The following is a 12,563-nucleotide window of genomic DNA, read 5'->3' on the forward strand; positions in this document are numbered from 1 at the left end:
GATCACTCTCACAGCCGACCTCCCGATCACTCTCACAGCCGACCTCCCGATCACTCTCACAGCCGACCTCCCGATCACTCTCACAGCCGACCTCCGATCAGTAGCCCGCCGGCCGCCGCTGCGAACCCGAACCCGTAGCTCACGGCGACGTACGCGCTGCCTGCGATTGTGCCGAGCGCCACCGCGTCGCCGACGAACGTGCTGTAGGTCGTAAACGACGAGAGCGCGCCGGTCCCGACGAACAGTTGAGTACGCGTCGTGGTCGCGCGCGCCACGAGCACACCGAGCACGAGCGACCCGGAGATGTTCACCGCGAGCGTACCGACCCCGGTCAGATCTCCCGCAGCCACGTCGACGCCGTATCGAGCGGCCGCGCCGACGAATCCGCCGGCGGCCACGAGGAGATAGCCGAGCCACGTCCGTTCCATACTCGGGCATCACTGCCGGTCATCTTGGACCTTCTGACTCGCGTGAACTCCCGTCCGGCGCGTCGGGCCTGCAGACCCCACTGACAGTCGCGCCGTCGTCGTCCGGTCGATCGACCGCCGCCCGTGTCTGGCTCGCGCGGGGACTGCCGCCGCCGTGTGAGGTCCGCCGTTCGCGAACGCGAACGGTGTGTGCCGTCTCGGTCGCGTCGTCGACGACGAGCGCCTCGCCGGTGCCCGTCGGGAGCCGTGAGGCGAGCGATCCGGCGAGGTACGTCGCCTCCGCCTCCGCGAGTCGCGCGACGTCGCCCTCGGCGGTCAGTCGGTGGGCGACGATGAGGTCAGACTGCGAGACCGCCACGCTCGGCAGCGCGCCGGGGCGCTGTGTCGCGCAGACGAGCGACACGCCGGGCGCGCGGCCGCGTGTGAGGAGCGTCCGCAGCGCCGGCTCGGCGACGCCGCCGAAGAAGGCGTGCGCCTCGTCGACGAGCAGCCACGGAAGCCGATCGAGCCGGCCGGCGACCTGCGCGTCGTAGAGTCCGCGGGCGACCGCTCGGACGACCGCGGCCGCGGCCCGCTCCGGAACGCCGGCGAGGTCGAGCACGGTCGGTGTCCCGTCGGCAGCGAAGCTCTCGACCGACGTCGCCGCGGCGTCGAAGACGCCCCACGACTCGGCGAGTCGAAGGTGGTTGTCGGCGGCTCGGCGAGCGGCGTCCGGTGCCTCCGACGCCTCGATCCGGCCGCGAACGTCGTCGAGAGACGGCGATGGGGCTCCCGTTCCGGAATCGGGCGACGGTCCGTTCCGCCGGCCGCCGGCCGCTGCCGAACCCGCCTCGGCGACGGCTCGCCAGAGCAGACTCCCCGCGCCGCTCGTGGAGTCGAGTCCGAGCAGGCCCGGCCACGCGCTCGCCGGGATCGCGGCAGGGCGGACGGTCGGCTCGACGACGCGACCGCCGGCGTCACGGAGGCCGGAGAACACACCCATTGGGTCGACGACGACCGGGACGACGCCGTCGGCGGCCGCGAGCCCCTCGGCGATGACGCCGAGCGTGTACGACTTCCCGGTCCCTCGCTTTCCGAAGACGACGGCGGCGTGCGGACCGTCTGCGTCGACGCCGACCGCCGCTCCGGTGCTCCCGTCACGAGCCAGAAACGACCCGAGCGGAACTGTCGGCGGCTGAACGGGCGATGCGGTCGTCTCGCCGTCGTTGACCGCAGACTCGCGGGATCTGACCGACTCCGCGTCGTCGCGTCCGATCACATGCATACCGATCGGGGCCGCGGTATCGTACAATAAGCGTCGGGCGCGCGAAGCGGCCCCGACGACCGCGATCGAGCCGCGCGGTCGGACCGGTCCGACCCCTTATCAGCGATACCGCGGCCAGCGGGGGTATGGTCAACTCGAAGCGGGACGGACGCACCGCCAACCGGCGATCGTTTCGGACGGATCGTCGTGCGATAGAAGGACTGCCGGTCAGGCTGGTGATCGCGCTCGTCGTCGGGGTCGCGAGCCTCAGCGTGATGATGGGAATGATCGGCGACATCGACGGACTGGCGGCGACGGAACTCGACGCCAGACCCCAGCCGGAGGTGACGACGCCGGGCGACCAGTCACTCGCGGTCACGGTGTTCGACCCCGACGGCGGGGCCGTCGCCGACGCGACGGTGATCGTCCGGAGCGGTTCGGCGCGGATCGACGGCGTCGCTACCGGAAAGACGAACGCGGACGGGACCGCGCGCGTGGATATCGATCCGGAGCTGGGGCCGAACCAGCCGGACGGAACGCTCACGATCGAGGTCAAGCCGCCGGCAGAGGGCGATTACGTCGACGAGCGTGAGAACACGGAGGTGCTCGTCATCGCCGAGTGAACGGATCCGGTCGGAATCGACGCGTTCTATCTGTCCCGGTCGACTGCGACCGCGAGTGAACCCTCAGATCCGGTCGTCCCAGTCGATCCACTCCTGCTCCCAGCCGTGGGGGGCGAAGTGGCCCTGCTGTGCCCACTCGGCGTCTTCCCTCCGGGTCCGGTTCCGCTCGACGCCCCCCTGCTCGCCGTCGACGAGCATCGGATCGATCCGGACCGGCCCGGCGGTCTCGACGGTGCTGAACCCCGGCGGGGCGGTATCGGCTTCGGTCGAGGATCGGTCGGGTGGCTGCTCGGGCGCAGCGTCCGAGCCGGGGTCAACGTCGTGAGCCGTCTGGGCGTCGGGTTCGCCGACCGCGTCGGGTTCGATGGCGGCGATCGTCTGAACGGTCGTACCGCGCGGGTAGACGATCCGACCGGTCGCGGCGAGTTGGTCGCGGAGCGCGCGCGGCGGCTCGACGACGGACGCTTCGAGGAGGATCCGGTCGTACGGCGCGTACTCCGGTAGCCCGTTGACGCCGTCCCGCCGATCGACGAGCACCGCGTCGTAGCCGGCCGTAGAGAGGTTCGACCGCGCGGCCCAGACGGCCTCGCGGTCGATGTCGACCGCGTGTACGTGGCGCGCGCCGGCGATCTCGGCGATCATCGCGACGGAGTAACCCGCGCCGGCACCGACGACGAGCACGTCGTCGCCCTCGGCGACGTCCAAGGCCGTGATCAGTCGGACGACGGTCGCGGTCGAGAGCGAGCCGGTCGCGTCGTCGCCGGTCTGACCCCTACCGCCCGATCGCGAGGCGTCGTCGACGAACGGCTCGCGGGAAACGCGCTGGAGCGCCGTCAGTACGGACGCGTCCAGCGGCTCGTCGAGCTGGTGTTCGAGCCCCTCGATCGCGTCGGCGCGGATCGACGCCTCGTCCATGCCGTTGCTCGGTGCTCCGTGTTTTAAAACCGCTCGTTCGTCACCGCATCGGGACGAAGCGAACGCCGCCGTGGTCCTCGCGCTCGATGCCGTCGTCTCGGACGGTGAGACGCACGAGCCGCTGTCGACCCGTCTCGTCACCGACGGGTGCGACGATCCGACCGCCGATTTCGACCCGGTCGACGATCGATTCGGGGACGTCGCCATCGGGCGCACACGTCACCGACGCGGCCGCGAACGGTGGCTCCTCTCGAAACGCCTCTCGGGCGTCTCCCGCGTACACGGTGACATCGTACCCGAGCCGATCGAGCCGGTCGCGTGCCGCCTCGGCCAGTTTCGGGACGTACTCGGCCGTGAAGACGTTCCCCGGGCCGACGATCTCGGCGAGGACGGCGGCGTGGTATCCGCAGCCGGTCCCCACCTCGAAGACTCGATCGCCCGGACCGAGATCGAGGAGGTCGGTCATGATCGCGACCATGTGGGGCGCGCTTATCGTCTGGTCGTGTCCGATCGGCAGAGGGCGGTCCTCGTAGGCGTTCTGCCGCTGCGGCTCCGGAACGAACGCGTGGCGAGGGACCGCCTCGATCGCAGAGAGGACGGTCTCGCTCACGTCGAGCCGCCGTCGGAGGTCTGCGACCAGGTCTCTGCGAGCCCGTGCGTACTCGGTGTCGTCCATATCGTTCACCTCAGGCGTTCGGACGCGATCCATGGATCTCGCTGTCTTTCGTCTCGATTTCGACGCTGCTTCCTCCCTTCGTGTCGACGGCGAGATCGCCGCGGATCGCGCTTTCGTCCATCTCGACTTCGACGCTCGCGCCGCCGCCGGTGGTGATCACCGTGTCGTCGCCGATAGTGCTCCCGTCCATCGACAGCGAGAGTGTTCCGCCGCCGCCAAGCGTAGCGGCGACGCCGCCGCCGATCGTGGCGTTCTCCATGTCGATCTCGACTTCGGCTCCGCCGGGAGTGTCGATCCGAAGCTCTCCCCGAATGTCGCTGTCTTCGAGCGATATTGAGACGTTTCCGCCGCCCCGGATCTGAACGTGGAGGTCGCCGCGGATCTCGCTTCCCTCCAGTTCGACCGAGACCTCGCCGCCGCCACCGAGCGTGATCGTCGCGTCGCCGGTGACGACGCTGTCTTCGGCTTCGATCTCGACCTCCCCGCCGCCCCGGAGGTCGATATCGATACACGGGACGGTCTCGTCTTCGAGTTCGATCTCCGGATCGGTGAGACACTGCGCGGCCGGGGCCTGACACGCGACCGTCGTCGACCGTGTGAGCTCGATCGACTCGTCGCGGTCAGTAGTGACCGCGCGGATCGCGAGGGCGATGTCGTCGGTCGCGCCCGAGGCGCACGCCAGCTCGGCCTCGATGTCGGTCGACTCGCCCGACTGGAGCGTCCACCGGTCGATCTGCAGATCGGTTCGGGTGATTCCGAGCGACCCGGCGTCGACGACGCCGACTTGTTCGAGCGTCAGCGACTCCGAAAATCGGTTCGTCACGGTGAGCAACGACACCGTGTCGCCCGACGTGCCCGTCGGATCGCGGGGCTCGATCCCGAGGAGCGCGGTGTCGTCGTCCGCGGTCCCGACGCTGAACTGCCGGTCGCCGGTGACCGCCGAAAACGCGCCCGTCCCCTGAACGCCGGCGGCAGCGGCACCGCCGGTGAGGAGGACACCGAGGGCGGCGCGGCGGCTCACGAGACCGCTCGAATTACCGCGGCTGCGCCGTCGTTTCTGTCCCATGGTGTCTCCGTATCCCCGGATCGTCTCACACCGGTCTGACCGGCTTGCTCACGGTCCAGCGGCCGGCAGTCGTCACTTCGTGTCCGAGATAGGCGACGCCGACCTATAGTATTGCGGTGCCTGAACGCGCGTCACGGGGGTTCCTCGCTCCCGCCGAGCCGATAGCGCCGGCTCTGGACCACCTGCGCGACCGAGGAGACGAGAAACACCGCGAGGATAATCGCGGCCCACCCGATCTCCGGAACGGTCTCGGTCGGGACGAACCCGACCCACATGCCGGCCAGCACGACCGCGGACAGGAGCGAGACGCCGAGGTAGTAGACGCCCCACGAGATCGATCCTTCGGGGACGACGTCGAGGTAGACGTCGAGGGCCGCAGCCCCGTCGGTGAGTTCGATCTGGTCGCCGTCGTACGCGATCATGCCCGCGTCGGCCAGCCTGTCGAGGTGCGTCTGCTGGAGGGAGGTGTACACCCGCTTGCGCTCGGCCGAGGTGAGCTCCGCCACCGACTTGTCCTGCTCGCGGGCGGCCACCCGCTCCGCCAGATCCGACAGCGACAGCGGCTCCTCCGCCTGCTTACAGAAGTGTATCACGTACCGCCGGCGGTGGTTGCTCAACAGGTCGTACAGCTCGTCTTTCTCCGGTCGGGTGTACTCCCGCTGGTCCGTGAGCGACACGCTCACGATGCCTCCGCCCGAGGGGGAATCCGGCGTGGCGGCAGCGCTCGAACCCGTGGAGGGACTCTGCTCGCACACATCTCACGCGAATCGTTCGTTTCAATCCGTATATACTATTCGGGTGTCGGATCAGAACGGGAAACGGGCGAACGCGACGCTACGGTTCTAAGCCGAGCGCGCTCGCGACTGCGTCGGTGTCTTCCACGGTGAGCGCCGCGGCCTCGTCGCGATTGGTACGGAACGTCTCGATGTGGCCGTTGATCGTCTCGGCGTCCGCGCCCTCGTCGGCCGCCCGCGCCGCCGAGAGGGCCGCCTCCGTGGCGTCGATCTGCAGGGCCGTCTCCGTGATGGCCGTCTCACAGAGCGCGGTGGCGTCGTCCTCGGAGAGGTCGCGGGCGAGGTCGGCCGCCTCGGTGAACCCCCCGTTCGCGGTTCGGTAGTCCGACAGCGCGCGCTCGATCAACTCGATCGCGGCGGCGTACGACGCCTCGTTGAACGCGGTGACCCCCTCGTCGCGGGCCGTTGTGGCATCGTTGCGGGCGGCGACCGCGTCGTCGTACGTGATGACGATCTCTCGCTGTTGCACAACTGTGCCTGAGTCGGTACCAGTGGATCGGTCGAGTAATCTGTCGAGACAGCCACCGAGGCTTGTCATGACCGTGATCCCGGCGGCCACGGTTGCTTTTCGCCGAGAGGACATGCCATGATACTGAATTGAACGCATCAAATAGCTTTGCTCATCACTGCACGGTGCGCAAGCGGTGAGCGGTTAATTACTGGATGTCGGATCGTCGAGCGTCCCGACCGTCAGCCCATCCAACAAGTCGATCGTCGCTCTTCTAGTACCGAACCCGTTACCGCCGAAGTCAGCCTGTGTTTGGAGCGCGTCTCGGACATCAGAGTCGTACGTTGTGTCAACGACGAGATCAACAGTAGTTTCCTCCCCAGGATCCAGCCTGACCGCACTCGCTGGCCGATCGCGAGCGTCGATACCACTGGAACCGCTACCGACGACGCTGTCAGCACTTCCCTGATCTACTTCCGGATCGTCTCCGATAAAACTGCCATTCTTCGCCGGTGAGATCAGACCAGTGACGGAGCCGCCGCCATCGGTGAACTCGAGAGGACCGGGATCGCTCATTACGAACTGGTATGAGGCTCGTGAGAGCGCCGGCGAGAGGCCACCTTCGTCGTTGACCGCGATGTCTCCGCCGTATTGTCCGGTTGCACTGTTGTCGAGAAATCCGGAATCGGTGTCGTTTCGGTCGTACGCAATACCGACATCAACCGGTTCAGAAGTGTCGTTTTTGAGGGTAAACAGCTCGGAGAACGTTGCTGTCTGGCCGAAATCGACTGCAGCGACTAGCCTGAGGTTCTCATTCGCCGCTCCGTTCGTCGCTGCGATTGGTGTTTCAAGACTGCTGTCGAGAGTGTCTTGATCGTCAAAGAAGTCATCAACATCAGCGATATCGTCGAACTGATCTGGGCCGAGGATAGTGTCCCCGTTGACCGCATCTTCGTTCGGCTCGAAATTCAGCGTTTCCTCGACGACCACCCGCAAGTCGGCACTTGATGCCGTTGAATTCGAGAACGCCGCCGACGAGAACACTGCCCCGCTCCCGGTCGCCAGCGCGCCGAGCCCGATCACCATGCTGCGTCGTTTGACCATGTAGCTTCCACCTACTCGATCCTGTGCCGGTATCCACTTAGTAGTGAGTTACCTGAAACGACCGAAGGGCAGGCTTGAACGGGTCCACGAAATCAAGCGTCGATTCAAGCGCCGCTTGAATCCGCACGATGACCGCGCTACACCACCCGATCGGAGCGAGATCCGTTCGAGACATGACTGTTCGTGTCGCACGTTACCACGGCCCAGTCAGTTCCGCGTGTGGGACAAACATCAGAATTCGATCATTCCTCGTCGACCGCGGCGATCTCCAGTCTGACGCTCGCGCCGTCCGGGATCGCGTCGAGGTCGCCGGGCGCGTCGTCTGCGATCAGGTTCACGACCAGTCCGAACGACACCGCGTCGCCGGGGTCGAACGTCTCGTCGGGGGCCGCGAGCAGCGTCGTCCGCCCCTCGTCGTCTGTCTCGGTCGGTTCGTCGCCGGAGACGACGCTAAGGGTCGCGGCGACGTCTGCGCTCTGTTCGTCAGCGTCGTCGCCGGCCGGAACAAACTCGAAGGCGAGGCGGTCGTAGGACACGTCGCCCTCGTTTCCGACCACGACGAGGTCCTCTAACCGAGAGATCGACCGGCGGTTCAGCTTCTCGATTTCGATCGCCTCGACGCGGTCGTCGGCGTCGGTCCGCACGTACTCTCCGTCTTCGCCCGCGCGCCCGGGACGAAGCGTGAGCGTCGAGGAGACGACGATCCGAAGGTCGGCCTCTGCCGCGGCGCTGCCGGAGAAGACGGACGCGGAGCTGACGACGGCGCTGCCGAGCGCCGCGGAGGCGAGGCCGATCGCGGTCTGTCGTCGGGTGATCATGCGGTGTGCAGCGAGGTGCGCGCTGTGCCCTCGATACGTCACCCGAAGGCTTTGTATTGGTGGGCTTTCCGTCGCGTCCGCGGGGTGGGAACTTCGATACCGGCTGCGCCGGTCGGTTCAACGGGAGCGATACCGGGTTCACGCCGCGCTTGCGGCGGTTCAAGCGAGCCAATACAAAGTGGGTAGAGGGGCATGGGGTAGATATGGCAAACAGACGCAGCGTTCTGATCGGACTCGGCGGACTGGTCGCGGGCGGCGGCGCGATCTTGAGTACGGGGGCGTTCGACACGGTCGAAGCGGAGCGGACGGTCTCGGTCGAGACGACCGGCGACGCGAACGCGCTCTTGGGGCTCACGCCGGTCGACGACGACGGGCCGTACGTCGACGACTCGGGTGAGACGATCGAGATCACGCTCGGAAGCGGTGAAGACGAGAACGGGCTCAACCGGAACGCCGTCACGACCTTCGACGAGCTGGTCACTATCGCGAACAACAGCGAGCAGGACGTCGACGTGCTCAGCTTCGCGATCGACGTGACTGGGCTCGATGACGACGATGACGAGGAGGACCACGAGGAGGCGTTCAGCATCGTGGTGAACGAGACGACGTACGATGCGGACGACGACGCCGACAGTACGAACGTCCTCGACGACCAGAGCGACCTCGATCTCGATTCCGGAAACTCGCTCAACTTCGGTGTCGAGATCGACCTGCGTAATGGCGATATCTCCGCGATTGACGGCGACGCCGAGTTCACTCTCACGATCACCGCCGAAACGACTGAGAGCAGCTAGTCGAGTCGTCTGAGGCCGTCTCTTCACGCACTGCCGTTCTACCGCGGTCGCACTCGACGGACTTTTTCGCGGCAGCAGATCGGTTCTACTTCGCGTGCGTGGCTGACGCCACGCCACACTCGTCGGTCTCGTGACTACGCACTACCGATGGATGTCCCCAACTGGATAAGATGACTTACGCGCGTGTTGGGGGCGCGACCGAAGACGTGTTCGAGAGATACGAGAGAGTACGCGTTTGTGACCGATTTCGAAAACGCCCATCTCGACGCCTCTCCCGCCGGTTGTGACGGTTTCACACACCACGGAATACACACAAAGTATTTATAAGAACCACTGTATGGTCATCATGCCCCTATCCCCGAACGCGACAGGAGCGAGTAATCCGACACACGTCGTCCGTCTCGACGCGGATGGCGAATCGAGACGGAGTGTCGAGGACAAAACTGCTGGCGTACTCGGAATGCAGACAACAAATGCAAACAATGACAAACGACAATAATACACGATCGAAGGCCAACGCGGTCTTCTTCAGTGTGCTCATGGTGATCTCCATGGTTGCTGCCGGATTCGCTGCAGCGCCGGCAGCTGCTGTTGACGCTGACAATAGCGAGATCACCTTCGACAACCAAGGTATCGACACGGCTCAAAATTCGAATAGTGTTGATGTAACCATCAACAACTATACTGACACTGGTAGCTCTAATGCAACCATTGTCGTAACTTATCAGGACTCTGACGGTAACGACATCATCGCTGGAGTCAACAATGCTACCGGTGTTGCGGACGGAACCACGTCCCCCACTACTGTGTCCGTTTCTCTATCAGAGGGTCCTTACGGCGAGTACACAGCCCATCTGTTTAACCAATCTGATGGATTCACCAGTAGTGACGAAGGTACTGCTGCACCGCGTCTTGGTGCAGTGACTGACTCGGCGTACTTGTACGACAGCACTACCAACGGTGACCGGCAGGCTGACAACGAGTTTGTCTACAATAATTCAACCGTCTACCAGGGTGAAGATGATCTGATCTTCATTGACGATAGCCCGGCTGGCGACACTGTCAGCCCCGGAGCGCTCCAGAAGACTGCCGGTGACGCAGAGGGTACGACACTCAACCTCCCGATCTCACAAACCGCATCGACCGGCACCTACGCAGCAAGCGATGGCTACAACATCGTTGTCCAAGAGCCACGTATCTCCACCTCGGAGGTTCAGCTGAATGGTGACGATGTCAGCCAGATTGCCAGCACTCGTGCTGTGAGTGACAGCGGCGAAAACCGGGACTTCGAAATCGTCGCTGGGTGGAACTTCGGACAGGCGGAAGACATTGAAGTCTCTGTCGAAGACCCCAGTGGTTCAGAAATCACTGACGAAGTCCTCGGTCCGAATAATGACATCCTCTCCGACGACGACGGCAATGGTGAGGAACGAGTTGATCTTGACCTAAGTACCGAAGATGCTGGTGAGTACACCATCATCTTCGAAGGTGCTGACGATCTCGACTACGACAGCGTCGTGCAGGAATACACCATCGAGACGACCAACCAGGACACGCTGACGCTCGAAACTGCCGAAGACAGCGTGACTCAGGGCGACAACCTTCAGTACACCGTCAGCGGTGGCACCAACAACGACTTCCACACTCTCGTGGTTGAGAGCCAGGACTTCCGCGATGGCATCAGCGCGCAGGATGTCCAGCGGATCTTCCGTAACGTTGAGGACACGGAGTATGTTGGTGCGTACAACGACTCCGCCGGTGCTACCAGCCCGATCAACAGCGTTGACGATGTCACGTACGCCTACGCTGTCGTCCAGATTGACGGCACGCAGGCAGTGGGATCCATCGAGACGCAGCACCTCGATGACTCCTCGATCGACGTTGACCTCTACGAAGGTGACAACCGCGGCGACAGTCTGACCGCGCTGGGCGACAGCGCTGACGATGTCAGCTTCGATGTCAACGAGGGCGACGTCTCGCTCGACAGCCCGTCTGGCGAGTACGTCGTCGGGCAGGAAGTTGACGTGAACGGTTCCGCTCAGAGTGCCGACGAAGTCGGTATCTACGTGCGTGACAACACCGACTGGGAGCCCGTCAACATCGACGGCGACCAGTTCATCTCGGTTGACTCCGACGATACGTTCGAAGAGACAGACGTTGTCCTCTCGGACGCAAACGGAAATGCTGGCACCTTCTCGGGTAGCCAGACGCTCTCGTTCGAGGGCAACTACGACATCGGCGTGATTGACGCGGCGGACGCACGCGCCGAGATCAACTCCAACACGGACAGTATCGGAACGTCTGCCTTCAGCAGTGCGTCGAGTAGCCGCTACTCGATCACCGTGACTGAGGGCGACCTGACTGCCAGTTTCTCGACGGTCAACGGTCAGATCGCCGAGCAGGACGCGACGATCGACGTCGAAGGTACTGCCGAGGGGCAGGACGACGTTGTCATCGCGTTCGTTGACGACCGTGGTAACACGGTTGCGCGCACGGTCTCCGTCGACGGCGACGGGACCTTCGAACAGGACGACATCGACATCGCCGACGCGGGTAACCTCCGCCAAGGCCCCATCTCGGCTCACGCATTCTCGCTGGGTCGTGACGGTGTCATTGGCGATGGTGAGGATCTTCCCCACAGCGCTGGTGACTCTGCAGAAGCGAGTTACTTGACTGGTTACATCCAGAGTGTTAGTGGCAGCGGCAGCGGCGAGCAGGTCCGCAGCCGCCTCCTCTCGAACACCGTCGACGCCGACGGTAGCGACGACATCACGGTCTCCGAGACGTTCCGTCTGAACGACGCGACGCTCTCGATCCGCGATGTCTACCCCGAGCAGGCAGAGGCTAGCGGCGTGAACCCCGTCGCGACCGGCGAGACGCTGGTCGCTGCCGGTGACACGAACCGCCAGTCCGACAACGCGGCTATCACGGTCGAGCTGCTCGACCAGAACGACAACTCCGTCATCTCTTCCTCGACCGACGAGTGGGAGAACGACGGCCAGTGGTCGACCACGATCGACACGTCCGACCTTGAGACCGGTACGTACATCCTCGAAGCCGACGACGGCGACAGTACGGACCGCGTCGAGGTCGAAATCGTCGAAGAGCGCGAAACCACCGACGGTGAAGACGGTGAGGACGGCGCTGACGACGGTGAGGACGGCTCCGCCGACGGTGAGGACGGCTCCGCCGACGGTGAGGACGGTTCCACCGACGGCGAGGACGGCTCCGCCGACGGTGAGGACGGTGGCTCCGACGGTGAGGACGGCGGCTCCACGGACGACGGCACGCCCGGCTTCGGCGCGCTCGTCGCCCTCGTCGCCCTCGTCGCGGCCGCGCTCCTCGCGACCCGTCGCGACAACTAACGACCACTAACCACCGAACGGACGCCCGTTCGGCTCACGCGGTTTGCGGTTCCATTTTTCGAACGCGCTCGCACCGACCAGCGACAGCGCTGCGAGTCGATACCACGGCGACGCTACACCGACGATATGCCGTGATCGACGACGATCGCATGGACACGACACGATACGTCACACTACCGAGCTGGCCACGGCTCTGACGTGTGATCCTCGCGACAGCGAATCCGCAGATAGAGCCGCTATATCTGTCGATCACGGACACCCGGGACAGAAAGTATTTACCCCCGACGAC

General features: G+C 64.8%; 12 protein-coding genes. 3 read left to right on the forward strand and 9 right to left on the reverse strand.

Translation table 11 applies throughout. The features are described 5' to 3' along the window. Nucleotides 1-80: 80 nt before the first annotated feature. Entirely contained in the window at nt 81-428 is a 348-nt protein-coding gene (locus EP28_RS12490; RefSeq protein WP_049984332.1) for a fluoride efflux transporter FluC, read from the reverse strand. Between the two features lie 19 nt (nt 429-447). Then, nucleotides 448-1,692, reverse strand: coding sequence for an ATP-binding protein (locus EP28_RS12495; RefSeq protein ID WP_080506151.1), 1,245 nt, complete (start codon nt 1,690-1,692; stop codon nt 448-450). Nucleotides 1,693-1,817: 125 nt separating this feature from the next. Here EP28_RS12495 and EP28_RS12500 point away from each other — a divergent pair, with 125 nt between their 5' ends. Beyond that, the gene (locus EP28_RS12500; RefSeq protein ID WP_049984333.1) at nt 1,818-2,294 is read left to right on the forward strand and encodes a DUF7382 domain-containing protein; all 477 of its coding nucleotides are present in this window, start codon (nt 1,818-1,820) and stop codon (nt 2,292-2,294) included. A 63-nt stretch (nt 2,295-2,357) separates the two neighbouring features. Here the strand turns inward: EP28_RS12500 and EP28_RS12505 are convergent, their stop codons facing one another. The 7 genes from EP28_RS12505 to EP28_RS12535 all read right to left on the reverse strand — a co-directional run bounded on the left by EP28_RS12505 (nt 2,358) and on the right by EP28_RS12535 (nt 8,115). Continuing rightward, nucleotides 2,358-3,209, reverse strand: a complete 852-nt coding sequence (locus tag EP28_RS12505) for a protein-L-isoaspartate O-methyltransferase family protein (protein ID WP_049984334.1) — start codon at nt 3,207-3,209, stop codon at nt 2,358-2,360. Between the two features lie 40 nt (nt 3,210-3,249). Continuing rightward, complete coding sequence (locus EP28_RS12510) at nt 3,250-3,885, reverse strand: protein-L-isoaspartate(D-aspartate) O-methyltransferase (protein ID WP_049984532.1); 636 nt, start codon at nt 3,883-3,885, stop codon at nt 3,250-3,252. A 10-nt stretch (nt 3,886-3,895) separates the two neighbouring features. Further along, nucleotides 3,896-4,951, reverse strand: a complete 1,056-nt coding sequence (locus EP28_RS12515; protein ID WP_049984335.1) for a hypothetical protein — start codon at nt 4,949-4,951, stop codon at nt 3,896-3,898. A gap of 131 nt (nt 4,952-5,082) precedes the next feature. After that, the gene (locus EP28_RS12520; RefSeq protein ID WP_049984336.1) at nt 5,083-5,628 is read right to left on the reverse strand and encodes a DUF7344 domain-containing protein; all 546 of its coding nucleotides are present in this window, start codon (nt 5,626-5,628) and stop codon (nt 5,083-5,085) included. A 157-nt stretch (nt 5,629-5,785) separates the two neighbouring features. After that, nucleotides 5,786-6,328: a hypothetical protein gene (locus tag EP28_RS12525; RefSeq protein ID WP_155118488.1), complete on the reverse strand. Its 543-nt coding sequence runs from the start codon at nt 6,326-6,328 to the stop codon at nt 5,786-5,788. Between the two features lie 69 nt (nt 6,329-6,397). Next, nucleotides 6,398-7,297, reverse strand: coding sequence for a hypothetical protein (locus EP28_RS12530; protein WP_049984338.1), 900 nt, complete (start codon nt 7,295-7,297; stop codon nt 6,398-6,400). 242 nt (nt 7,298-7,539) lie between these two features. Next, nucleotides 7,540-8,115, reverse strand: coding sequence for a hypothetical protein (locus tag EP28_RS12535; RefSeq protein WP_049984339.1), 576 nt, complete (start codon nt 8,113-8,115; stop codon nt 7,540-7,542). A 203-nt stretch (nt 8,116-8,318) separates the two neighbouring features. Here EP28_RS12535 and EP28_RS12540 point away from each other — a divergent pair, with 203 nt between their 5' ends. Next, the gene (locus tag EP28_RS12540) at nt 8,319-8,909 is read left to right on the forward strand and encodes a hypothetical protein (protein ID WP_049984340.1); all 591 of its coding nucleotides are present in this window, start codon (nt 8,319-8,321) and stop codon (nt 8,907-8,909) included. 410 nt (nt 8,910-9,319) lie between these two features. Continuing rightward, nucleotides 9,320-12,274 (forward strand): HVO_2072 family ArtA-dependent S-layer glycoprotein, encoded by a 2,955-nt coding sequence (gene csg, locus EP28_RS12545; RefSeq protein ID WP_155118489.1) that lies wholly within the window; start codon nt 9,320-9,322, stop codon nt 12,272-12,274. Nucleotides 12,275-12,563 lie beyond the last annotated feature (289 nt).

The sequence above is a fragment of the Halorubrum sp. BV1 genome, from assembly GCF_000746205.1.
Lineage (GTDB): Archaea > Halobacteriota > Halobacteria > Halobacteriales > Haloferacaceae > Halorubrum.